General features: G+C 73.6%; 22 protein-coding genes, 1 tRNA gene, 1 other RNA gene and 1 pseudogene. 13 read left to right on the top strand and 12 right to left on the bottom strand.

Going from position 1 to position 22,019, the window contains the following annotated elements; all coding sequences use genetic code 11:
• Positions 1-70 precede the first annotated feature (70 nt).
• From FB586_RS12590 to FB586_RS12600, 3 genes are all read right to left on the bottom strand, one after another.
• Positions 71-1,075: a beta-ketoacyl-ACP synthase III gene (locus tag FB586_RS12590; protein ID WP_136519698.1), complete on the bottom strand. Its 1,005-nt coding sequence runs from the start codon at positions 1,073-1,075 to the stop codon at positions 71-73.
• Positions 1,072-2,061 (bottom strand): ACP S-malonyltransferase, encoded by a 990-nt coding sequence (locus tag FB586_RS12595; protein ID WP_136519699.1) that lies wholly within the window; start codon positions 2,059-2,061, stop codon positions 1,072-1,074. The genes FB586_RS12590 and FB586_RS12595 overlap by 4 nt, the downstream gene beginning before the upstream one ends.
• A gap of 107 nt (positions 2,062-2,168) precedes the next feature.
• On the bottom strand, positions 2,169-3,491 hold the full coding sequence (locus FB586_RS12600; protein ID WP_246036744.1) for a PucR family transcriptional regulator: 1,323 nt from the start codon (positions 3,489-3,491) through the stop codon (positions 2,169-2,171).
• A gap of 116 nt (positions 3,492-3,607) precedes the next feature.
• Between FB586_RS12600 and FB586_RS12605 the strand changes: the two genes are divergently transcribed.
• A complete protein-coding gene (locus FB586_RS12605) occupies positions 3,608-4,294 on the top strand; it encodes a hypothetical protein (RefSeq protein ID WP_168800556.1) in 687 nt (228 codons plus the stop codon).
• A 106-nt stretch (positions 4,295-4,400) separates the two neighbouring features.
• Here the strand turns inward: FB586_RS12605 and aceE are convergent, their stop codons facing one another.
• Positions 4,401-7,148, bottom strand: coding sequence for a pyruvate dehydrogenase (acetyl-transferring), homodimeric type (gene aceE, locus FB586_RS12610; protein ID WP_136519700.1), 2,748 nt, complete (start codon positions 7,146-7,148; stop codon positions 4,401-4,403).
• Between the two features lie 330 nt (positions 7,149-7,478).
• Between aceE and FB586_RS12615 the strand changes: the two genes are divergently transcribed.
• The 4 genes from FB586_RS12615 to FB586_RS12630 all read left to right on the top strand — a co-directional run bounded on the left by FB586_RS12615 (position 7,479) and on the right by FB586_RS12630 (position 10,046).
• Entirely contained in the window at positions 7,479-7,901 is a 423-nt protein-coding gene (locus FB586_RS12615) for a DUF3052 domain-containing protein (RefSeq protein WP_136519701.1), read from the top strand.
• Positions 7,902-7,908: 7 nt separating this feature from the next.
• Positions 7,909-8,373: a peroxiredoxin gene (locus FB586_RS12620; RefSeq protein ID WP_136519702.1), complete on the top strand. Its 465-nt coding sequence runs from the start codon at positions 7,909-7,911 to the stop codon at positions 8,371-8,373.
• Between the two features lie 294 nt (positions 8,374-8,667).
• Entirely contained in the window at positions 8,668-9,288 is a 621-nt protein-coding gene (locus tag FB586_RS12625; RefSeq protein WP_136519703.1) for a hypothetical protein, read from the top strand.
• Positions 9,285-10,046, top strand: a complete 762-nt coding sequence (locus FB586_RS12630; RefSeq protein WP_136519704.1) for a hypothetical protein — start codon at positions 9,285-9,287, stop codon at positions 10,044-10,046. Before FB586_RS12625 ends, FB586_RS12630 begins: the two co-directional genes overlap by 4 nt.
• A gap of 111 nt (positions 10,047-10,157) precedes the next feature.
• Here FB586_RS12630 and FB586_RS12635 read toward each other — a convergent pair.
• A tRNA-Val gene (locus FB586_RS12635) sits at positions 10,158-10,231 on the bottom strand.
• A 41-nt stretch (positions 10,232-10,272) separates the two neighbouring features.
• Between FB586_RS12635 and FB586_RS12640 the strand changes: the two genes are divergently transcribed.
• The 4 genes from FB586_RS12640 to FB586_RS12655 are packed head-to-tail and all read left to right on the top strand — an operon-like array spanning position 10,273 to position 14,061.
• Positions 10,273-11,322 carry a zinc-dependent alcohol dehydrogenase family protein gene (locus FB586_RS12640; RefSeq protein WP_136519705.1) on the top strand — a complete coding sequence of 350 codons (1,050 nt, stop codon included), beginning with the start codon at positions 10,273-10,275 and terminating at the stop codon, positions 11,320-11,322.
• On the top strand, positions 11,319-12,515 hold the full coding sequence (locus FB586_RS12645; RefSeq protein ID WP_136519706.1) for a Nif3-like dinuclear metal center hexameric protein: 1,197 nt from the start codon (positions 11,319-11,321) through the stop codon (positions 12,513-12,515). Before FB586_RS12640 ends, FB586_RS12645 begins: the two co-directional genes overlap by 4 nt.
• The gene (locus tag FB586_RS12650; RefSeq protein WP_136519707.1) at positions 12,512-13,252 is read left to right on the top strand and encodes a zinc ribbon domain-containing protein; all 741 of its coding nucleotides are present in this window, start codon (positions 12,512-12,514) and stop codon (positions 13,250-13,252) included. Before FB586_RS12645 ends, FB586_RS12650 begins: the two co-directional genes overlap by 4 nt.
• Positions 13,253-13,254: 2 nt before the next feature.
• Complete coding sequence (locus FB586_RS12655; protein ID WP_136519708.1) at positions 13,255-14,061, top strand: histidine phosphatase family protein; 807 nt, start codon at positions 13,255-13,257, stop codon at positions 14,059-14,061.
• A gap of 14 nt (positions 14,062-14,075) precedes the next feature.
• Here FB586_RS12655 and FB586_RS12660 read toward each other — a convergent pair whose 3' ends face one another.
• Positions 14,076-14,855, bottom strand: coding sequence for a YaaA family protein (locus FB586_RS12660; RefSeq protein ID WP_136519709.1), 780 nt, complete (start codon positions 14,853-14,855; stop codon positions 14,076-14,078).
• A 62-nt stretch (positions 14,856-14,917) separates the two neighbouring features.
• Here FB586_RS12660 and FB586_RS12665 point away from each other — a divergent pair, with 62 nt between their 5' ends.
• The 4 genes from FB586_RS12665 to FB586_RS12680 all read left to right on the top strand — a co-directional run bounded on the left by FB586_RS12665 (position 14,918) and on the right by FB586_RS12680 (position 16,899).
• Positions 14,918-15,301 (top strand): tautomerase family protein, encoded by a 384-nt coding sequence (locus FB586_RS12665; protein WP_136519710.1) that lies wholly within the window; start codon positions 14,918-14,920, stop codon positions 15,299-15,301.
• 47 nt (positions 15,302-15,348) lie between these two features.
• Positions 15,349-15,633 (top strand): ArsR/SmtB family transcription factor, encoded by a 285-nt coding sequence (locus tag FB586_RS12670; RefSeq protein WP_187697875.1) that lies wholly within the window; start codon positions 15,349-15,351, stop codon positions 15,631-15,633.
• Positions 15,630-16,031, top strand: a complete 402-nt coding sequence (locus FB586_RS12675; RefSeq protein WP_136519711.1) for a VOC family protein — start codon at positions 15,630-15,632, stop codon at positions 16,029-16,031. The genes FB586_RS12670 and FB586_RS12675 overlap by 4 nt, the downstream gene beginning before the upstream one ends.
• Before the next feature lie 61 nt (positions 16,032-16,092).
• Entirely contained in the window at positions 16,093-16,899 is an 807-nt protein-coding gene (locus FB586_RS12680) for an alpha/beta fold hydrolase (RefSeq protein ID WP_136519712.1), read from the top strand.
• On the opposite strand, the gene rnpB is transcribed toward FB586_RS12680, so the two are convergent.
• The 6 genes and pseudogenes from rnpB to map form a co-directional block, all read right to left on the bottom strand.
• An RNA gene (gene rnpB / locus FB586_RS12685) (RNase P RNA component class A) lies at positions 16,893-17,287 on the bottom strand. The genes FB586_RS12680 and rnpB overlap by 7 nt on opposite strands.
• Positions 17,288-17,439: 152 nt before the next feature.
• Positions 17,440-18,036 (bottom strand): annotated as a pseudogene (locus FB586_RS12690) (DUF817 family protein); the annotation flags it as partial.
• A 292-nt stretch (positions 18,037-18,328) separates the two neighbouring features.
• On the bottom strand, positions 18,329-19,081 hold the full coding sequence (locus FB586_RS20265; protein ID WP_306419163.1) for a VOC family protein: 753 nt from the start codon (positions 19,079-19,081) through the stop codon (positions 18,329-18,331).
• A gap of 27 nt (positions 19,082-19,108) precedes the next feature.
• Positions 19,109-20,194: a fatty acid desaturase family protein gene (locus FB586_RS12700; RefSeq protein WP_136519713.1), complete on the bottom strand. Its 1,086-nt coding sequence runs from the start codon at positions 20,192-20,194 to the stop codon at positions 19,109-19,111.
• Positions 20,195-20,335: 141 nt separating this feature from the next.
• The gene (ppgK, locus tag FB586_RS12705; protein ID WP_136519714.1) at positions 20,336-21,118 is read right to left on the bottom strand and encodes a polyphosphate--glucose phosphotransferase; all 783 of its coding nucleotides are present in this window, start codon (positions 21,116-21,118) and stop codon (positions 20,336-20,338) included.
• Entirely contained in the window at positions 21,115-21,987 is an 873-nt protein-coding gene (gene map / locus FB586_RS12710) for a type I methionyl aminopeptidase (protein ID WP_136519715.1), read from the bottom strand. Before map ends, ppgK begins: the two co-directional genes overlap by 4 nt.
• Positions 21,988-22,019: the final 32 nt, after the last annotated feature.

Here is a 22,019-nt window from a genome sequence, read left to right on the forward strand (position 1 = left end):
CGGGTGGTGCTCGGACGAAACGTGCTGACGGTACCCGGGGCGTCCTGCGCCCCCGCTCCGCGGCACGGGCTCAGGGCAGGACGACGACCTGCGCGGCGTAGACGAGGCCGGCGCCGAAGCCGATCTGCAGCGCGAGCGCACCCGAGGGCACCTGCCCCTCGCGCAGGAGCCGCTCGGTGGCCAGCGGGATCGACGCCGCCGACGTGTTGCCGGTGTCCGCGATGTCACGGCCGACCACGACCGACTCGGGCAGCTTCAGCTGCTTGATCATCTGGTCGATGATCCGCATGTTCGCCTGGTGGGGGATGAACGCCTCGATGTCGTCGGCGGTCACGCCCGCCGCGTCCATCGCCTTCTGCGCGACCGGCGCCATCTGCCACACGGCCCACTTGAAGACGCTCTGCCCCTCCTGGCGCAGCGTGGGCCACCCCAGGCCCTCGTCGCGCGTGGCGAGCCACGAGTGCGTCTGCCGGATCGCCTGCGCCTGGCCGCCGTCGGAGCCCCACACGGTCGGGCCGATGCCCGGCGTGTCGCTGGGGCCGACCACGACGGCGCCCGCGCCGTCGCCGAGCAGGAAGGAGATGGTGCGGTCGGTCGGGTCGACGAAGTCGCTCATCTTCTCGGCGCCGATGACGAGCACGTGGCGGGCCGTGCCCGCGCGCACGAGCGCGTCCGCCTGGCCGATGCCGTAGCAGTAGCCGGCGCAGGCGGCCGAGATGTCGAACGCCGCGGCGGGGGTCGCGCCGATGCGGTCGGCGACGATCGCGGCGCCGGCCGGCGTCTGGTGGAAGTACGTGACGGTCGACAGGATCACCGCGTCGATGTCGGCACCCGTCAGGCCGGCGTTCTCGAGCGCCGCCCGCGCGGCTCCCTCGGCGAGGTCGAGGACGTCCGTCTCGGCGCCGGCGCGGCGGCGGGTGACGATGCCGGTGCGCTGGCGGATCCACTCGTCCGAGGAGTCGATGGGCCCGACCAGGTCGTCGTTGGGCACGACGCGCTCGCCACGGACACCGCCGATCCCGAGGATGCGGGTGTGGGCGGGGCCGGTGGACTGCGTCAGGGTCGGACGGGTCACGACGTGCTCTCCTGCGTGGTCGAGGGGGACGGCTGCGCGCCGCCGGCGTGGCGGCGCACGAGATCGCGCGCCGCGTCGAGGTCGGCGGGCGACTTCAGCGCCACGGTCTCGACCCCTGGCAGCGTACGCCGGGCGAGACCGGTGAGGACCCCGCCGGGGGCGACCTCGAGCAGGGCGGTCACGCCGAGGTCGAGCAGCGTGCTCTGGCACAGGTCCCAGCGGACGGGGCGGGCGACCTGCGCGACGACGCGCGCGAGCGCGTCCGCGCCGTCGGCGACCGCGGCACCGTCCGCGTTGCCGAGCAGCGTCACGGCGGGGTCACGCGGTGCGACGCGCGCGGCGGCGGCCGCCAGCTCGTCGACCGCGGGCGCCATGTGCTCGGTGTGGAACGCGCCGGCGACCTGCAGCGGCACCACGCGCGCCCGGGTCGGCGGCTCCGCGGCGAGCGCCGCCAGGGCGTCCAGCGTGCCCGCCGCGACCACCTGGCCGCCCCCGTTGACGTTCGCGGGCACGAGCCCCAGCGCGGACAGCCGTGCCAGGACCTCGTCCGGGTCCCCGCCGAGCACGGCGCTCATGCCCGTGGGCGTCGCCGCGGCGGCCCGGGCCATGGCGGCACCGCGCACGGCGACGAGGGCGAGCGCGTCGTCGTCGCTCAGCACGCCCGCGACCGCCGCGGCCGCGAGCTCGCCGACCGAGTGCCCGGCGGCCACGTCGACGCGGCCCGGGACGACCTGCGCCAGGTCGGTGCCGAGCGGGGCGTCGAGCACCGCGCGCAGGCTCGCGAGCGCCGTGGCGACCAGGAGCGGCTGCGCGACCGCGGTGTCGCGGATGGTGTCCGCGTCCGACGTGGTGCCGTGGGCGGTCAGGTCCGCGCCCGTGACCTCGCCGGCGTGCGCGAGGACGTCCGCGAACCCGTCGACCTCGAGCCAGGCGGCGAGCATGCCGGGGGACTGAGCGCCCTGACCAGGGCAGGCGACGACGAGCACGGGCACCACTGTGCCGTCCCGCCGGGCGGGCACCCGGTCACGGCTCGTACCAACCTCGTGTGCCAGCCTTGTTGCACCTGTACAAAGGGTCGGGCCGGCCGGGACGGTCAGTCGCGCGCGGTGTCGAGGCGTCCGACGGCGAGCGCGGTCTGCAGGACGTACGACTCGCGGGCGTCGAGGGGGTCCCACCCCGTCACGTCGGCGACGCGGCGCAGCCGGTAGCGGACCGTGTTCGGGTGGACGTACAGGGTGCGCGCCGCGGCCTCCAGCGACCGCCCCGCACCCAGGTACGCCGAGAGCGTCTCGAGCAGCGACCCCTGGCTGGCGGCGAGCGGCACGAAGGCGCGCTCGACCAGTGCGCGGCGCGCCTCGGCGTCGCCGACCAGGACGCGCTCGGGCAGCAAGTCGTCCGCGAGCACGGGCCGCGGCACCTGGTCCCAGCCCGCCGCCGCCTGCAACCCCGCGAGCGCCGCGCGCGCCGACGCCGTGCTCTCCACCAGCCCGGCGGCCGGCGGGCCGATGACGACGGGGCCGGGCCCGAACCGCGGCAGCAGCCCCATCGCCGCGGCGCGCAGGTCGCCCTCGCCGCCGAGGAACACGACGAGGCGGTCCCCGAGGATGCCGACCAGCGCGTCGTCCGCGGCGCGGCGCGTCGCCCGGCGCAGGTCGGCGACGCGCACCTCGTCGAGGTGGGCGGCCGTCGTGCCGACGACCACCATCGTCGCCCCGCGCCCGCTCCAGCCGATCGCGGCGACGCGCGAGCGCAGCGCGTCGTCGGCGTCGCCGCGCACGAGCGCGTCGACCACCAGCGCCTCGAGCCGCGCGTCCCAGCCGCCCCGCACCTCCGCCGCCCGCGCGTACACCTCGGCCGCGGAGAAGGCCACCTCGCGCGAGTAGCGCAGCACCGCCTCGCGCAGCTCACGCTCCGCCCCGGGTGCGGCGAGCCGGTCGCTGTGCGTCTCGACGACGTCGACGACGACCCGCACGAGCTGCAGCGTGTGCTGCAGCGAGATCGACCGCGTCAGCTCCGGCGGCGCCGCGGCGAAGATCTCGCCCACGCCGTGCGGCGGTCGCGTCGGGTCGGCGAACCACGTGACGAACGCGGTGATGCCGGCCTGCGCGACGAGGTTGACCCAGGACCGGTCCTCCGCCGGCAGCGCGCGGTACCACTCGAGGTCGGCGTCCAGCCGCCGCATGGCCGCGACGGCGAGCTGCCCCGCGCCCTCGCGCACGCGGCGCTGGGTCTCGGTGCCGCCGGCCTCCGTGCTCTCACCGTTCCTGCCGGCCCCCTGGCCCGGGCGGACGGGACGCGTCCGTGGCGAGGCGGGCCGCGGCCGGGCGACCACGGGGTGCGCCCCGTCGGCGACGTCGTCGGGCACCGCGTCCGGCGTCGGCGAACCCGTGCGACCAGCCGGGGAAGGGGACGTCATGCGAGCGAGCATAGGGGCGCGGCTTGTGGGAAGTCGACAAAGCCCGTCGGGGCGCGCGGCGGCTGCGCGGACGCTCAGGACAGGTGCGGACGGGACGGAACGGATAGGGTCTCGGCATGGCTCTCCTGCCTCGACTGCGCCAGCTCATGCGGCGACCGACCTCGGCCTCACGGGTCGGGGCGCGTCGTCCGACGACGGCGTCGCGCCGTGGGGACACCCTCCACGAGGACGCCCTGCGCTCGATGCTGAGCGACGACCCGAACAACGAGCGGGCGTTCCAGGCCCTCGCCGAGATCGTCCGCCGTCGCGCCGCGGAGCAGGTCCCGGAGGAGGACCCGCTGACCGCGCCGAACGTCGAGAGCGAGCGGCAGCAGGCCGCCGACCTCGCCGTGTGGTCGCTCGGTGAGGAGCTCTCGGGCAACCCACGCGCCTGGTACCCGCTCATCGAGCTCGGCCGGCTCTCGGTCCGCGACGACCACGAGGGCACCATCCGCCGGCTCACCACGGCCGCCGAGCGTGACACCTCCGGGCGAGCGCTGGTCGAGGCGCTCGCGCTGCTGTGCGACGCGGGCCTGCCGGTGGACGCCCTCAACCTGGGCGTCGGCCACTGGCGCCCCCGCGAGCACGACCCCGAGGTCGCCCGCCAGCTCGTGCGCGCCGCGATCGAGGCCGACCGCCCGCTCGACGCGAAGCAGCACCTGGCCTCTCTCGACCTGTACCCCGACCAGCGGGCGATCGCGGACCTGCGCGCCGAGCTGGCGCGGCAGGTCGCCCAGGCGGAGCAGTCGATCCCCGGCACCTGACGTACGGCGCGGCGGTCCCGGCGCGCTCACCCCGGACGCCACGAGCGGGCGGTCCCCGGTCTCCCGGGGCCGCCCGCTCGTCGCGTTCAGCGCTGGCCGCGACCCGTCAGGAGTCGCCGCCCGTGTTGCCGGACGTGCCGGCCGTGACGTCGTGCAGCCGGTAGCGCTCGATCGCCTGCGCCGGCAGGGACGCGTCGACCTTGCCCTCGAGCACGAGCTGCTGGAGCACGCGCACCGCGGTCGACGGGCCGTCGATCTTGAAGTGCCGGCGGGCCGCCGCGCGGGTGTCGGAGAAGCCGAAGCCGTCCGCGCCGAGCGTGGCGTAGCGGCCCGGGACCCACGCGCGCACCTGGTCGGCGACGAGGTGGTCGTAGTCCGTCGTGGCGACGAACGGCCCCTCGGCGCCCTGGAGCTTCGCCGTGAGGTACGGCGCGCGCGGCTCCTCGCCCGGGTGCAGGAACGCGTGCTGCTCGGCGGCCAGGGCGTCGCGGCGCAGCTCGTTCCAGCTGGTGACCGACCACACCGCGGCGCGCACGCCCCAGTCCTCGGCGAGGAGCTTCTGCGCCTCGAGCGCCCACGGCACCCCGACGCCGGACGCGAGGATCTGGGCCCGCGGCCCGTCGCCCTCGGCGGGGGCGATGAGGTGGATGCCCTTGAGGATGCCCTCGACGTCCACGTCCTCCGGCTCCGCCGGCTGGACCATCGGCTCGTTGTAGACCGTCAGGTAGTAGATGACGTTCTGGTCGCGGCCGTCGGACCCGTCGCCGTACATGCGCTCGATGCCGTCGCGGACGATGTGCCGGATCTCGTACCCGTAGGCCGGGTCGTAGTGCACGACGTGCGGCATGGTGCCCGCGAGGAGCGGCGAGTGCCCGTCGGCGTGCTGCAGGCCCTCGCCGGTCAGGGTGGTGCGGCCGGCGGTGGCGCCGATGAGGAACCCGCGCGCCATCTGGTCGCCGGCGGCCCAGAACTGGTCGCCCGTCCGCTGGAACCCGAACATCGAGTAGTAGAAGTAGAACGGGATCAGCGGCTCGCCGTGCGTCGCGTACGACGTTCCGACGGCCTGGAACGCGGCGGCCGACCCGGCCTCGTTGATGCCGGTGTGCATGATCTGCCCGGCCTCGCTCTCCTTGTAGGAGAGCATCAGCGCGCGGTCGACGGCCATGTAGTTCTGGCCGTTGGTGTTGAAGATCTTCGCGCTCGGGAAGATCGAGTCGAGCCCGAAGGTGCGCGCCTCGTCCGGGATGATCGGCACCAGGCGGTGGCCGAACTCCTTGTCCTTCAGCAGGTCCTTGAACAGGCGCACGAGCGCCATCGTCGAGGCGACCTCCTGCGTGCCCGAGCCCTTGGCCAGACCCTCGTACAGCTTCGGCTCGGGGAGCTTGACCGGCGTGTGCGCGGTCCGGCGCTCCGGCACGAAGCCGCCGAGCTGGCGGCGGCGCTCGAGCATGTACTGGATCGCCGGGTCCTCGGGACCGGGGTTGTAGTACGGCGGCAGGTACGGGTCGGCCTCGAGCTGCTCGTCGCTGATCGGGATGTGCAGCGAGTCGCGCAGGGTCTTGAGCTCGTCGATCTTGAGCTTCTTCATCTGGTGCGTCGCGTTGCGTCCCGCGAAGCCGGAGCCGAGCCCGTAGCCCTTGATCGTGTGGGCGAGGATCACCGTCGGCTGGCCCGTGTGCTCGCGTGCGGCCTTGTAGGCGGCGTAGAGCTTGCGGTAGTCGTGGCCGCCGCGCTTGAGCGCCCAGATCTCGTCGTCCGTCATCTTCTCGACGAGCGCCTTGGTGCGCGGGTCGCGGCCGAAGAAGTGCTCACGGATGAACGCGCCGTTCTCGGCGCGGAACGTCTGGAAGTCGCCGTCCGGCGTCGAGTTCATCAGGTGCACGAGGGCGCGGTCCTTGTCCGCGTTGAGCAGGGCGTCCCACTCGCGGCCCCAGATGACCTTGATGACGTTCCAGCCGGCGCCGCGGAACTGCGCCTCGAGCTCCTGGATGATCTTGCCGTTGCCGCGGACCGGCCCGTCGAGGCGCTGCAGGTTGCAGTTCACGACGAACGTGAGGTTGTCCAGGCCCTGCTGCGCCGCGTGCTGGAGCATGCCGCGCGACTCGGGCTCGTCCATCTCGCCGTCGCCGAGGAACGCCCACACGTCCTGCTGGCTCGTGTCCTTGATGCCGCGGTTGTGCAGGTACTTGTTCGTCCACGCCTGGTAGATGGCGCCGGCAGGGCCCAGGCCCATGGACACGGTCGGGAACTCCCACAGCTGCGGCGCGAGGCGCGGGTGCGGGTACGACGGCAGGCCGCCGCCCGGGTGCGAGACCTCCTGGCGGAAGCCGTCGAGCTGCTGCTCGGTCAGCCGGCCCTCGAGCAGGGCGCGGGCGTAGACGCCGGGGGAGGCGTGACCCTGGAAGAAGACCTGGTCGCCGCCGCCCGGGTGGTCCTTGCCGCGGAAGAAGTGGTTGAGGCCGACCTCGGTCAGCGTCGCGACCGACGCGTACGACGAGATGTGGCCGCCGACGGCGACGCCCGGACGCTGCGCGCGCGTCACCATGACGGCGGCGTTCCAGCGGATCCACGAGCGGTAGCGCCGCTCCATGACCTCGTCACCGGGGAAGTACGGCTCGTTGTGCACCGCGATGGTGTTCACGTACGGGGTGTTGAGCGACGCCGGGATCGCCACGTTCCGCTGCCGCGCGTGGCGCAGCATGCTCATGAGGACGTACCGCGCGCGCGGTCCGCCCTTCTCGTCGATCAGGCCGTCGAGCGACTCGACCCACTCACCGGTCTCCTCCGGGTCGATGTCGGGGACCTGGCTGAGCAGGCCGCCGATGAGCGGGCCCGTCTCGTCGATGGAAGCCACCGGGTGCTCCTTCGCGTCTCGTGCGCACCCGGTGCGGTCCGCCCCGGTGCGCCCTGGAAGTCCCGCGGTCGGGCGTCTCGCACGGGTGGCGAGCGGTCGCGGCTGCGGGTGGTCCGACCATTCTCGGACCTGGCGGGGTCGAAAGTCACACCGGTGACCGTGACGTCGGCGACACGGGCGCGGTCCGGCGGGTGCGGGCGCTTGCCGGGGACGGGAGCGCTCAGGTGGGCTAACGTGTGCCGACATCGGCAGGCGGACCCGTCAGGAGGGTCTGCTGGTGGGGGCCTCGGCCCCCGTCTCAGCCGTCAGGCAGAAGGGAACGGGCCGGACGTGTCTTCCACCGCGGACGACGCCGCGACGCAGGCGGCCGCTCGTCTCGGCTTCGTGGCCGGGCAGGTCGTGCAGGAGCTGGGTTACGACGACGACGTCGACGAGAACCTCCGCACCGGGCTCGAGGCGATCACGGGCAACGAGCTCGTGGACGAGGAGTACGACGACGTCACGGACGGCGCGGTCATCTGGTTCCGCGACGACGACGGCGACCTGACCGACTTCCTCGTCGACGCCATGACGGTCCTGGAGGACAACGGCCCGATCTGGGTCTTCACGCCGAAGTCCGGTCGCCCCGGGCACGTGAAGCACAGCGACATCGAGGAGGCCGCGACGACGTCGGGCCTGCACGCGATGACGACGTTCTCCATCGGCCCCGACTGGTCGGCGACGCGCCTGGCCACCCGCGGCCGCGGCAAGTGACGCGACGGTGAGCGTCCCCGCCGTCGGGGACGTCGCACCGGACCTCACCCTGCCGGACACCCACGGCAGCCCCGTCACGCTGCGCAAGCTGCGCGGGGGGCCCGTGGCGCTCGTCTTCTTCCCGTTCGCGTTCTCGCGCATCTGCTCCGGCGAACTGTGCGAGCTGCGGGACAACCTCGCCGCGTTCGACGCGGCCGGCGTGACGCTCCTCGGGGTCTCCTGCGACCCGATGTTCGCCCTGCGGGCGTGGTCGGAGCAGGAGCGGCACGGGTTCGAGCTGCTGTCCGACTTCTGGCCGCACGGCGCCGCCGCCCGCGCCTACGGCGTGTTCGACGAGGAGCACGGACTCGCGCTGCGGGGCAGCTTCCTGCTCGACGCCGAGGGCGTGGTGCGCTGGTCGGTGGTCAACCCCCGCGGCGAGGCGCGCCCGATCGCGGCCTACCGCGAGGCGCTCGAGGCGCTCACCGCCTGAGTGGCGCTAGCCAAGGCGAGGCCGACGGGTACTTCCGCTCTGAGGGGCCGCCGCGCACTGGACTGGCGAGTCACCCGAATCGCCCTTTCGCCGCCGTGCCCCCCTTGATGGGACCTACTGGTTCGTCCGCCGCTCCTTCACCGTCGGAGCAACCTGCACACACAGATCCCGGTTCGCCAACTCAGAGTACAGACGCCGTGTGGGTGAACTTCAGCCGCTCCGCTCATGCCGTCCTGGAATTCCCATCGAGCATCGAGCATGCTGCTGCGACACGGAGCGATGCGGGGAGCGGACATGAGCAACGACCAGTTCGAGCGCCTGATCGACGCGATGCCGCGTATCGCGGCCGCCGTCAACGCGTTCGAATCCGATGCCCTGCGGGAGCGCGCGCTCGACTCCCTCCTGTCCGCGTTCGGGGTGCGCCCCGTAGCAGTGGCCACAGGCGTCAACGCCGATGACGCCATCGTTGACCTGGCCGCCGACGCAGGCGATAACGACGTCACGCCGCCTTCGAACGGAGGGCGTAAGCGGGCCGCGCGACGCGCCGGTGGTCGCCGTTCGGGGGGTGATCTTGTCTTCGACAAGTCTATTTCCGGCCGCCCTGAGGGTAAGGAATCACTGAGGGACTTTCTGGATCGGGCGAAGCCCGCGAACCAGAACGAGCAAGTGCTGGCAATCGTCTATTGGCTGGACAACATCGCAGAAGTAGACACCATCACGCTTGACACTGTCTTTACCGGTTTTCGACTCGCCGAGTTGAAGGTGCCTGGGTCTTTCGCGGCCAAGGTCTCGCAGACGGGCTCGAAGGGTTGGCTCAAGGAGACCACCCGCGAAAGAGTGTCGCTCTCGGTTGGTGGTGAAGACCGAGTCATCCACGAGATGTTGAAGCGATCCGACGTCGGTGGTAAGGGTTGACGCCCGCCCCGACTCTCGTCGAGTTTCTTCAACCGCTCAAGGCTGGTCAGCAGCGGGACAAGTGCCTCGCGGTCCTGTACTACTACCACGCATACAAGTCGGTCGACGCCATGACGGTTGGCGATATCAGGAACGCCCTCGTCTCGGCCCGCCTCCCTAACGCGAAGTCAATGAACGTGGCGCAAGTCATGGCAGATGCAGGTGCTCTTGTCGATGCGAGCGACCTCGATCAAAAGGGACGTCGGCGGTGGCACCTCACGATGACCGGGATCGCAGCGGTGCGAGACCGCCTCAACCTGCCAGTCGAGGTTCCTGAGATCGCGCATGACGTGTCGCAACTTCGCAAGCACGCGGCAGGTATTAAAGACGACATCGTCCGCGGTTTCGTAGAAGAGGCTATTCGTTGTCTAGAGGTCTCGGCGCTGCGGGCGGCGATTGTGTTCCTCTGGTCGGGAGCCGTCCGAGAGCTCTGGTCCAGAGCTGGCGCCATGGGGTGGCAGCAGGTGACAGCAGCAGTGCAAAAGCATGATCCGCGAGCGAAGGTCCTAACGAAGATTGAGGACTTTGCTGCCGTTAAGGACGCTACATTCTTGCTCGCGGCTCGGGAGTTGGCCCTGCTCGACAAGAGTGAATGGACAGTCCTTCAGCAGGATCTGGACTTACGGAACCAGTGTGGGCATCCGACGCGATTCGCACCCGGTTCGAAGCGTGCCAGCGCCTTCGTTGAAGATGTCCTGACGATCGTTTTCGACGCCTAAGATCGTCCCACGGCGCGGCATGTGGGACACGACGCGCCACAGGAGGTGGTGAAGGGCGTCGTGAACGTGTGGGAGACGCGTGTACTACTGGGGTGGAGGACTGCGACGAGGTGGGCCCGGCCGGTCTCGAACCGACGACCTCCGCGGTGTAAGCGCGGCGCTCTGACCAACTGAGCTACAGGCCCCTGAAGCGTCGCACAGCCTACCGGCGACGTAGGCTCGGCCCGTGCGAGCCACCGTCCTGCACGGGCCCCGCGACGTCCGCGTCGAGCAGGTGCCCGACCCCGAGGTCCGCCGTCCCACCGATGCCGTGTTGCGCGTCGTCGCGAGCTGCGTGTGCGGCTCCGACCTGTGGCCGTACCGCGGCGTGCGCGAGGTGCGCGAGCCGCGCCGGATGGGGCACGAGTTCGTCGGCGTCGTCGAGGAGGTCGGGGCCGACGTCGCTCGCGTGAAGGTCGGCGACTTCGTCGTCGCGCCGTTCGTCGTCAGCGACGACACGTGCGTGCACTGCCGCAACGGCGTGCACACGTCCTGCGTCAACGGCGCGGGCTGGGGCGGCCCGGACCGCCACGGCGACATGGTCGACGGCGGCCAGGGCGAGTACGTGCGCGTGCCGTTCGCGGACGGCACGCTCGTGGTCACGCCCGAGCACCCGGACGAGGCGCTGCTGCCGCACGTGCTGACCCTCACCGACGTCATGGGGACGGGCCATCACGCCGCGCTGGCGGGCGGCGTGCGGGCGGGCTCCACGGTGGCGGTCGTCGGCGACGGGGCGGTCGGCCTGTGCGCCGTCATCGCGGCGCGCCGGCTGGGCGCCGAACGCGTGGTCGCGATGTCGCGGCACGAGGCGCGCGCGGCGCTCGCGGTGCACTTCGGTGCCACGGACGTGGTCGCGGAGCGCGGCGACGAGGGGGCCGCCGCCGTGCGCGACCTGCTCGGGGGCGTCGGACCGGACGCGGTGCTGGAGTGCGTGGGGACGAAGGAGTCGATGCAGCAGTCGCTCGACACCGTGCGTCCCGGCGGCCGGGTCGGCTACGTCGGCGTGCCGGCGGGCGGCCCGGAGCTGCCGATCGGCCAGATGTTCGGCGCGAACATCGGCGTGCTCGGCGGTGTCGCGCCGGTGCGCGCGTACGTCGAGGGCCTGCTGCCCGACGTGTGGGCGGGCACGATCGAGCCGGGCCTGGTGTTCGACGGGACGTTCGCGCTGGACGACATGGCCGACGCGTACCGCGCGATGGACGAGCGGACGGTGACGAAGTCCCTGGTGCTGCCGTGACCGCGCCGACGCTGCGCGACGTCGTCGCGGCGCTCGAGAAGCGGTACCCGCCCGGGACGGCCGAGTCGTGGGACGCGGTCGGCCTCGTCGCGGGCGACCCCGCCGAGCCGGTGCGGCGGGTGCTGCTCGCGGTCGACCCGGTGACGGCCGTCGTGGACGAGGCGCTGGAGTGGGGCGCCGACCTGCTCCTGACGCACCACCCGCTGTTCCTGCGCGGCGTGCACTCGGTCGCGGCGACCACCTACAAGGGTGCGCTCGTGCACCGGCTCGTGCGCGGCGGCTGCGCGCTGTACGCCGCGCACACGAACGCGGACGCCGCGCGCGGTGGCGTCGCGGAGGCGCTGGCGGAGGCCGTGGGGCTCGTCGACACCGTGCCGCTCGTGCCCGTGCCGTCGCCGGCGCTCGACAAGGTCGTGGTGTTCGTCCCGGAGGAGCAGGCCGAGGCGCTCGTCGACGCGCTCGCCGACGCCGGCGCCGGCGCCCTCGGGGACTACGAGCGGTGCGCGTGGACGACGACCGGGGAGGGGACCTTCACCCCGCAGGACGGCGCGCAGCCGGCGATCGGCACGGTCGGCAGGCGGGAGCACGTGCGCGAGACGCGGGTCGAGATGGTCGCGCCGCGGTCCGCCCGCTCGCGGGTCCTCGCCGCGCTGCGCGCCGCGCACCCCTACGAGGAGCCCGCCTTCGACGTGCTCGAGCTCGCGGCCGAGCCGGGCTCCACCGGCCTCGGCCGGGTGGGCACGCTGCCCGAGCCGGTGAGCCTCGTCGCGTTCGCGGCGGGCGTCGCCCGGGCGGTGCCGGCCACGGTGCAGGGGGTCCGCTGGGCCGGCGACCCGCAGATGCCCGTGCGGCGCGTCGCGGTGCTCGGCGGGTCGGGCGACTCGCTCTTCGACGCCGTGCGCGCCGCGGACGTCGACGTCTACGTCACCGCCGACCTGCGCCACCACCCCGCGTCCGAGCAGCAGGAGCGGGCGGCGTTCGAGGCCGCGGGAGGCGCGCCCCGCCCGGCGCTCGTCGACCTCGCGCACTCGGCCTCCGAGTGGCCGTGGCTCGCGCGCGCAGCGGCCGACCTGGTCGCGGACCTGCAGGCGCAGGGCACTACGGTGGAGACCCGCGTGAGCACGCTGCCCACCGACCCGTGGACGGGTCACGTGGCGCAGACGGCCAGCACCCAGCCGGAAGGAACCCCGTGACGAGCGCACCCGCAGTCGACCAGCGCCGCCTCCTGGACGTCCAGGAGCTCGACACCCGCCTCGACCAGCTCGCGCACAAGCGGCGCACGCTGCCGGCGCTGGCCCGCCTGATCGAGCTCGACGCGCAGCTCGCCGACCTCGACACCGCGTTGGTGACCTCCCGCACGGCGGCCTCGGACCTGCGCAGCGAGCTCGCGAAGGCGGAGGCGGACGTCGAGCAGGTGCGCTCGCGCGCCGCGCGCAACCGGCAGCGGCTCGACGCGGGGCAGGGCTCCGCGAAGGACATGCAGGCGCTGTCGAGCGAGCTCGAGAGCCTCGCCCGCCGCCAGTCCGACCTCGAGGAGGTCGAGCTCGAGGTCATGGAGCGGCTCGAGGCGCACGAGAGCACCCTCGCGGAGCTCGAGCAGGCGCACGGCGCGCTGGTCACCGAGCACGAGAAGGTCGCCGCCGAGCGCGACGCCGGGTACGCCGAGATCGACGCCGAGGTCGAGCGCCTGCGCTCCGTGCGCGTGACGGCGGCCGACGGGATCGACGCCGGTCTCCTCGCGCTGTACGAGCGCCTGCGCGGCCAGCACCAGGGCCGCGGCGCGGCGCCGCTGCGCGGCAACCGGTGCGAGGGCTGCCGCCTGGAGCTCAACCCGCTGGACCTCGAGGGGATCCGCGCGAAGCCCGCGGACGCCGTGGTGCGCTGCGAGGAGTGCGGACGGATCCTCGTCCGCGGGACCGAGGGGGGCTGACCATGAGCGAGCGGCCGCACGGCGGGGACGGCGCGGACGCGCTCGACCACGCCACCGCCACCGACCCGGCAGGCACCGGCACCGCGGCGGCGGAGGACGCCCGCCGCGCGCCCGCCGCGCCGCGCGCGCACGGCGCGCCGGTCCGGTTCGACGCGGCGGAGCCCGTCACGGTCGTGCTCGTCCGCCACGGGCAGACGACCATGACCGTGTCGCGGGGGTACTCCGGGTCGTCCGAGCCCGGGCCGCCGCTCGACGAGACGGGGCGCGCGCAGGCGGCCGCCGCCGGAGCCCTGGTGCACCGCGTCGGGCGGGACCTGTGGGGCGACATCGCCTACCCCTCCGAGCTCGTGGCGTCGCCGATGGTCCGCACGCAGGAGACGGCCGCCGTGATCGCGGACGTGCTGGGCCTGCCCGTGCGCACGGACGCGGCGTTCCAGGAGGCGGACTTCGGCGACTGGCAGGGCCTGACGGCCGAGGAGATCGAGGAGCGCTGGCCCGGGCAGCTCGAGCCGTGGCACACGTCCGGCCGGCTGCGCCCGCCGGGCGGCGGCGAGTCGATCGAGGACGTCGGCGTGCGGCTGCGTGCGGGGCTGGACTCGCTGCAGACCGGCGGCCCGCGCACGGTGGTCGTGGTGTCGCACGCCGTCGCGATCCGCGCGGCCCTGGGCGTCACCATGGGTGCCGACCCCGGCACGTGGAGCCAGCTGCGCGTCGCACCCGCATCCGTGAGCATCATCCGGCTCTACGAGGACAAGCGCGACGAGATCGCCGTCGCCGGTGCGCCGAGCGAGGGGTGGGGCCGGGCCTGACGGCCCGGTCGGCCTCAGGCCACCACGAGGGACAGCGTGCGGGCGCCTCGCCGCGGGGGAGCGTCGAGCTCGACGGCGAGCAGCGCGTCCCCGACCAGCGCGGATGCTGCGTGCGCGAGCTCGTCCGCGTCGCGGGGGGCACGGCCTCGCCGCGTGAGCAGGTGCCGGGTGAGGACGCCGCGCGTGTGCTTGGCGTGGTGCGAGACGACGGACCGGCGTCCGTCGACCTCGCGCAGGACCCGCACGGTGACCCAGTCGGCACCGGCCGGCGGCGTCCAGGCCGCCAGGTAGGCCGCGGAGCGGCAGTCGACGACGAGCGCGCCGGCGGCCTCGCCGTCCAGCGCGGCGCCGAGGGGATCGCGCCACGCGGGTGCGAGAGGGCCGACCCCCGGCAGGTCCGTGCCCATGGACAGGCGGTACGCCGGGATGCGGTCGGCGGGCGTCACGACGCCCCACAGCGCGGAGACGATCCGCACGTGCTCGGCCGCACGGGCGCGGGCGGCCGGTGTCAGGCCGGCGAGCCCGGCGGCGGCGTACAGGACTCCCGTGTAGACACGCGCCGCCGGGGCCGCCGGAGCCTCGCGCAGGGAGGTGTTGCGGGCGACCTCGCCCGCCAGGCCCGCGGAGACGCCCAGCACGGCCGTGGCGTCGGCGCGGGCGCTCACCTCGGCCAGCGCGTCGAGGACCTTCGCGCGCAGCGGCGTCAGGTCGGCGTGGGAGAGGGCGTCCAGGTCGACGGGCGCGCCGGTCGTGGCCGCCGTCTTGCCCTCCGAGGGCGGGAGCATCACGAGCACCGGCCGACTGTACGGTGCCGGGGCGCGGCGGCTGCGGCGCGCAGGGCGAGGAGGGGCGTGCGATGGCTCACGTGAAGGTGCACGGGCGTCGATCGGTCTGGGCCGCGCGTCGGGGCGAGGTCTCCGATGCGATCCACCGCGCCGTGACGTCCGTCTGGGGACTGCCGGAGGAGAAGCGGTTCCACCGCTTCCTCTGGCTCGACGACGAGGACCTGGTCGCGCCGCGCGGTCACGCCTACCTGGTCGTCGAGGTGCTGTGCTTCACCGGCCGCAGCCCGGCGGCCGTCCGCGCGCTGATCGCCGCGTTCTTCGACGACGTCGCACCGGCGCTCGGGCTCGGGCCCGACGACCTCGAGGTGATCGTCGTCGAGGCCCCGCCCACGCACTGGGGGATCCGTGGCCGCGCCGGTGACGAGCTGACGCTGGACTACCGCGTCGACGTCTGACTCCCGGGGGGTTGATAGGCAAGCGGGCACTTGCCTATGGTGGGTCCGTGGCCGACATCTTCCACGCGCTGGACGACGAGACCCGCAGGCTGGTGCTCGACGAGCTCGCCGCGCGGGACGGGCTGACGCTGTTCGACATCTGCACCGCCCTCGTGACGCGCCACGGCGTGAGCATGAGCCGTCAGGCCGTCTCCCAGCACCTCGCGGTGCTCGAGTCGGCCGGTCTGGTGTCGACGGAGCGCCGCGGCCGGTCCAAGTTCCACCACTTCCACCCCGAGCCGCTCGCCGAGATCACGCGGCGGTGGCCCCCCGACGCCAGGAGTGCACCATGAGGATCGAGCTGACCAGCGTGTTCGTGGACGACCAGCGCAAGGCGCTGGCCTTCTACACCGACGTCCTGGGCTTCGTGAAGCGGCACGACGTGCCGCTCGGCGACGCCGCCTGGCTCACGGTCGTGTCGCCCGAGCGGCCCGACGGCCCGGAGCTGCTGCTCGAGCCCGCCGGCCACCCGGCCGTGAAGCCGTACCGCGACGCGCTCGTCGAGGACGGCATCCCGCTGATCCAGCTCGCGGTCGACGACGTGCACGCCGAGCACCAGCGGCTCACCGCCCGGGGCGTCGTGTTCACGCAGCCGCCCACCGACATCGGCACCGCGCACGTCGCCGTCTTCGACGACACGTGCGGCAACCTCGTGCAGATCGTCGCGATGAAGCCGGCCGCCGCGCAGTAGCCCGCGCGCGGCCCTGCGGGGCCGTTGTCCGGCGCGTCCACGCGGGTCTAGCGTCGCGGGGATGGGGGACGCCGCCGAGCCGGCCCGGTTCCACCACGCCGAGCACGGCACGGGTCGCCCCGTGCTGGTGCTGCACGGCGGGGGCGTCGACCACCGCGAGGCGGAGGCGTGCTTCGACCCGGCGCTGGACCGCGCCGGGCTGCGGCGGCTCTACCCGGACCTGCCGGGGTCGGGTCGCACGCCGGCGCCGGACGGGCTGCGCAGCGCCGACGACGTCGTGGACGCGCTGCTCTCGTGGGCCGACGCTGTCGTCGACAGGCAGCGCTACCTGCTGGTCGGGCACTCCGCCGGCGCCTACCTCGCCCGCGGCATGGCGTCGCGCCGCCCGGAGCGCGTGGCCGGTCTGGCGCTCGTCTGCCCGCTGCTGGCAGACGTCCGGGACGTGCCGGCGCACCGGGTGCTCGTGCCGGCGCCGGAGCCGATCGGGGACGACGGCTTCCGCGACTACTTCGTCGTGCACACGCGCGCGATGCTCGACCGGTACGAGCGGTACGTCGCCCCCGGCGCGGCCCTCCAGGACGCAGCGGCGGAGGCCCGGATCGGCGAGCGGTGGCTGCTCACCGAGGGGCCCGCGTACCCGGGTCCGACGCTGGTCGTCGCCGGACGGCTCGACTCGACGGTCGGGTACGCCGCCGCGGTCGACCTCCTCGGCGTCCACCCGCGCGCCTCGCTCGCGGTGGTCGACGGTGCAGGTCACGCCCTGCCGCACGAGCGGCCGGAGGTCCTGGGCGCGCTCCTCGGGGAGTGGCTCGAGCGTGTCGATGCCACGCAGCGAGCGGTGCCCGGCGGCGGCCCGCAGGGCGGATGAGTCAGCCGGTACGCCGGGTTCTGTCCCCGTGCGCGGTCGCCCGCGCGCGGGTGGCGGCCATCCATCTACGACGTACGTTGCCGCACGCCTCCAGCGGCCTACCCGGGAGCTCGGGCGGGCAGCCCTCGGACGCTCCCTGTCTGGCCTTGCTCCGGGTGGGGTTTACCTAGCCGCACCGGTCACCCGGCACGCTGGTGGTCTCTTGCACCACCGTTTCACCCTTACCCCGCACGTCCGGCGGACCGGTCGTGCGTGGCGGTCTGTTCTCTGTGGCACTGTCCCGCGGGTCACCCCGGGTGGGTGTTACCCACCACCCTGCCCTGCGGAGCCCGGACGTTCCTCGGCGGTCCCTCCGGGGAGGGGCCGACGCGGCCGCCTGGCTGACTCATCCGCACCGGACAGCCTACCGGCCGGGGCGGGTTCCCCGGACGCCGCCGGCGTGCCGGGCGGCTGCGGCGGGTACACCCACGCGACGAGCACGACCGAGATGAGCATGAGCAGGAACCAGGAGCCGAGCTTGCTCAGCGACACCAGGTGCCAGCCGTCGGCCTGCGACGGGTAGAGCCAGGCGTCGGCGTACGTGGCGACGTTCTCGGCGACCCAGATCGCGGTCGCGACCAGCAGGAACGCGACGACCACCGGCATGCGCCAGGTGCTCGCGTGGACGCGGTAGTGCATGACGGTCCGGCCGAACACCAGCAGGACCGCCGCCACGAGCAGCCAGCGCGCGTCCGCCACCCAGTGGTGGGTGAAGAAGTTCGCGTACACCGCGGCGGCGACCAGGGCGGTGAGCCACCGGCGCGGCCACCGGTCGAACCGCAGGTCGAAGATGCGGAACGTGCGCACCAGGTAGGAGCCGACGGCCGCGTACATGAACCCCGAGTAGAGCGGCACGTCACCGATCCGCAGGACGCCGTCGGCGGCGTAGGCCCACGACCCGACGTGGGTCTTGAAGACCTCCATCACGGTCCCGACGACGTGGAACAGACCCACGACGCGCATCTCCCGCGCCGTCTCCAGGCGCGTGACGAGCATGAGCACCTGCAGCGCGACGGCGGCGAGCGTCAGCGCGTCGTCACGCGCGAGAGCGGCGCCGTCGGGGTACCAGAACCGCGCGGCGAGCAGCAGCGCGAGCATGAGCGCGCCGAACAGGCACGCCCAGGCCTGCTTGAGGACGAACACCACGAGCTCGAGCGCCCCGGTGCGCCAGCCCCGCTCGCCCAGGGCGCGCAGGCGGCGGTGCGCCCACCGGTCGATGCGCTCCTCGACGCCCGTGAAGCCACGCTCGGCGGGCGGGACCACGGGGGCGGGGGAGCGGCGGCGCAGCACGCTCCCACCTCAGCACCAGCGCCGGGCGGGGCGCTCGCAGACCGCGCGAGAGCCCCGGGCGGGTTGGGTGGACGTCCTGTGCTCAGAAGCTCGCGCCTGCTCAGAAGCTCGCGCCGGCGGGGGTGTCCGGCTCCGAGGCGGACGCCTCCGCGGCGGCGAGCTGTGCCGGGGTGCTGCGCAGCAGGCAGAACTCGTTGCCCTCCGGGTCGGCGAGCACCTGCCAGGCGACGTCGCCCTGCCCGACGTCGACGCGGGTCGCGCCGAGCTCCAGCAGGCGGGCCAGCTCCGTCTCCTGGTCCGAGCCGTCGGCGGGCCGGATGTCGGGGTGGAGGCGGTTCTTCACGCGCCGCTCGTCGGGCACGCGCAGGAAGAGCCACGGCGTCGCGGACCCGTCCGGAGGCGCGATCTCGACCTCCTCGTCGTCCTCCTCCGTCACCGGCCAGCCGAGCACCTGCGACCACCAGCGGGCGAGCGCGGCGGGGTCGGCGGCGTCGATGCAGATCTGGGACACGACCACGGGCATGCGCCTCACGCTAGGGGAGGGCGCGCCTCGTCGCGCGTCCTCCTCGTGCCGCAGCACGACCGGCCCGGCGTCGAGGTCGAACGGCGGTGCGGCGTCACCCTCGCGGACGACGTCGAGGCGCTGACGCTCCTGCTCCTCGACGAGGTGCTTGTGCGCCGGCTGGAAGACCTCGACGAAGTCCGGCAGCAGCCCGCCCCCGCCCGTGACCCCGGAGCCGGACCGCACGGACAGGCGGAACCGGTCGAACCACCCGCGGGCGACGGCCCGGTCGAGCAGGACGAGGACGACCGCCGCACCGGCGACCACGAGCACCCAGCCGAGCGCAGCCATGCACCCCTGGATACCAGGGGCGGGGCGTCAGCGGTACTGCGCGCGCACCGGGCAGTCGAAGGGGTCACGAGCCCCGAGCCCGACCTGGTTCAGGTAGCGCACGACGATCGCGTACGACTGCACCAGCGACGTCTCGGTGTAGGGGACGCCGGTGCGCTCGCAGTGCGCCCGGACGATCTGCCGGGCCCGGGCCAGGTGCGGCCGCGGCATGCTCGGGAAGAGGTGGTGCTCGATCTGCGCGTCCAGGCCGCCCATGAGCATGGTCACGAAGCGCCCGCCGCCGATGTTGCGCGACGTGAGCACCTGCTTCGAGAGGAAGTCCAGGCGGCTGTTCTCGGGGACCATCAGCATCCCCTTGTGGTTGGGCGCGAACGACGCACCCATGTACACGCCGAACACGGCGAGCTGCACCGCGAGGAACGCGGCGGCCATGCCGAGCGGCAGCGCCCACAGGATCAGCGCCACGTACAGCGACAGGCGCAGGCCGATGACGACCAGCTCCAGCGTGCGCGTCCGGCTGGGAGGGGCGGCCGCGAGGCTCTTGATCGCGACGACGTGCAGGTTCAGGCCCTCGAGCGTGAGCAGCGGGAAGAAGAGCCAACCCTGCCGCTTGACGATGTGGCGGACGAAGCCGCGGGTCTCGCGGGCGTGCTCCTCGAGGAACACGATCGTGTCCGGCGCGATGTCCGGGTCCTTGCCGACCCGGTTGGGGTTGGCGTGGTGGCGCGTGTGCTTGCTCATCCACCACTGGTGGCTGATCCCGACGACCCCGTTGGCGAGCACCCGTCCCAGGCGGTCGTTCGCCGGCCCCGAGCGCAGCACCTGCCGGTGCGAGGCCTCGTGCGCGACGAACGCGAACTGCGTGAGCAGGAGGCCGAGCAGGCCTGCGACGAGCAGCTGCCACCACGAGTGGCCGAGCAGCACGAACGCGACGGCCAGCGCGACGAGCGCCGCGGTGAGGCCGGAGAGCAGCGCGACGTAGAAGCCGACGGTCCTGCCCAGCAGCCCCTCCGCCTTCACCTCCGCCGACAGCTCGTGGTAGGTGCCGGCCGCCGCCTCACGGGGTGAGGTCGTGCGGGGTGCGGACGCGGTGCTGACGGGTGCAGGAGCCACATGACCTCCAGGGCGCGGTTCGACTTCCCAGCCGTTGGGGGAGCGGATGCTCGTCGTGCGGATGCGATCGACAGTACGTGGGCCGCGCAGGGAACGCGCGGTGGCTAACCCACCAACCCGGCCGGCGGAGGAGGGACGGCGTCAGTGCGCGCCCTGGGCGGCGAGGCGCGCCGCACCGACGATCCCCGCCGCGTTGCGCAGGCCCGCGGGCACGACGGGCGTGCGCAGGTCGAGCAGCGGGAGGAACTCCTGGTGCTTCTTGCTGACCCCGCCGCCGACCACGATGAGGTCCGGCCAGAACAGGTTCTCGACGACGGTGAAGTAGCGCTGCAGGCGCTCCGCCCACTGCGGGAACGTCAGTCCCTCGCGGTCGCGGGCGGCGTCGGAGGCGCGCGTCTCGGCGTCGTGGCCGTCGACCTCGAGGTGCCCGAGCTCGGTGTTCGGCACCAGGACGCCGTCCACCACCAGGCAGGACCCGATGCCGGTGCCGAGGGTCACGACCAGCACCACGCCCGGCACGCCCTTCGCGGCGCCGTACTGGACCTCGGCGTACCCCGCGGCGTCGGCGTCGTTGACGGCGAGGACCCGGCGGCCCGTCGCCGCCCCGATCGTCTTCTCGACGTCCGTGCCGATCCACGACTTGTCGACGTTCGCCGCGGACTGCGCGACGCCGTGCAGGATCACGGCCGGGAACGTCACGCCGATCGGGACGTCCTTGGCGAGGTCGAACGAGTCGACCACCTCGGCGACGGTCTGCGCGACGGCGGCGGGCGTCGCCGGCTGCGGCGTCGGGATGCGCACGCGCTCGGCCGCGAACTCGCCGGTCTCGAGGTCGACGGGTGCGCCCTTGATGCCGGACCCGCCGATGTCGATGCCGAACGCGGTCGAGACCTTGTGCTTCTTGTGCTTGGCGTCGTTGCTCATGGCAGCGTCAGGACCTCCGCCCCGTCGTCGGTGACCAGCAGGGTGTGCTCGAACTGCGCCGACCGGCTGCGGTCGGCGGTGACGACCGTCCAGCCGTCGTCCCACATCTCCCAGTCGGCCGTCCCGAGGTCGAGCATCGGCTCGATCGTGAACACCATGCCGGGCTGGATGACGGTGTCGTAGGCGGGGGCGGCGTCGTAGTGCGGGACGACCAGCCCGGTGTGGAACGCCGGCCCGACGCCGTGCCCCGTGAAGTCCCGCACGACGCCGTACCCGAAGCGGTGCGCGTACTTCTCGATCACCCGGCCGACGACGTTGATCTCGCGGCCGGGCCGCACCGCCCGGATGCCGCGCTCGAGCGCCTCGCGCGTCCGCTCGACGAGCAGCCGCGACTCCTCGTCGACGTCCCCCGCGAGGAACGTCGCGTTCGTGTCGCCGTGGACGCCGTCGACGAACGCGGTGATGTCGACGTTGACGATGTCGCCGTCCTGCACGACGGTCGAGTCCGGGATGCCGTGGCAGATGACCTCGTTGACGGACGTGCAGATCGACTTCGGGAACCCGCGGTAGCCGAGCGTCGAGGGGTAGGCGCCCCGGTCGACGAGGAACTGGTGACCGATCGCGTCGAGCTCGTCGGTCGTCACCCCGGGCCGCACGTGGCGGCCGACCTCCTGCAGCGCCTGCGCGGCGAGCCGGGCGGCGACGCGGATGCGGGCGACCGTGTCGGGGTCGAACACGTCGGGCCCGCGCCAGGGGGCAGGGGCGGGACGGTCGACGTACTCGGGGCGGGGGATGCTCGCGGGCACCGGTCGCCGCGGGCTGACGCGCCCGGGGACGAGTGCGGCGCGCGACGCGTGGACCGGCGGCATGCCTGGCAGTCTACGGAAGGTACGGCCGGCCA

The sequence above is a fragment of the Cellulomonas telluris genome (assembly GCF_004886325.1).
GTDB classification, from domain to species: Bacteria; Actinomycetota; Actinomycetes; order Actinomycetales; family Cellulomonadaceae; genus Cellulomonas; species Cellulomonas telluris.

Coding starts and splice junctions, on each gene's coding strand:
- FB586_RS12680 (WP_136519712.1), top strand. CDS start 16,093: ATGGGGGACGCCGCCGAGCCGGCCCGGTTCCACCACGCCGAGCACGGC.
- ppgK (WP_136519714.1), bottom strand. CDS start 21,118: ATGAGCAACGACGCCAAGCACAAGAAGCACAAGGTCTCGACCGCGTTC.
- FB586_RS12675 (WP_136519711.1), top strand. CDS start 15,630: ATGAGGATCGAGCTGACCAGCGTGTTCGTGGACGACCAGCGCAAGGCG.
- FB586_RS20265 (WP_306419163.1), bottom strand. CDS start 19,081: ATGGCTGCGCTCGGCTGGGTGCTCGTGGTCGCCGGTGCGGCGGTCGTC.
- FB586_RS12600 (WP_246036744.1), bottom strand. CDS start 3,491: ATGACGTCCCCTTCCCCGGCTGGTCGCACGGGTTCGCCGACGCCGGAC.
- map (WP_136519715.1), bottom strand. CDS start 21,987: ATGCCGCCGGTCCACGCGTCGCGCGCCGCACTCGTCCCCGGGCGCGTC.
- FB586_RS12605 (WP_168800556.1), top strand. CDS start 3,608: ATGGCTCTCCTGCCTCGACTGCGCCAGCTCATGCGGCGACCGACCTCG.
- FB586_RS12625 (WP_136519703.1), top strand. CDS start 8,668: ATGAGCAACGACCAGTTCGAGCGCCTGATCGACGCGATGCCGCGTATC.
- FB586_RS12655 (WP_136519708.1), top strand. CDS start 13,255: ATGAGCGAGCGGCCGCACGGCGGGGACGGCGCGGACGCGCTCGACCAC.
- FB586_RS12665 (WP_136519710.1), top strand. CDS start 14,918: ATGGCTCACGTGAAGGTGCACGGGCGTCGATCGGTCTGGGCCGCGCGT.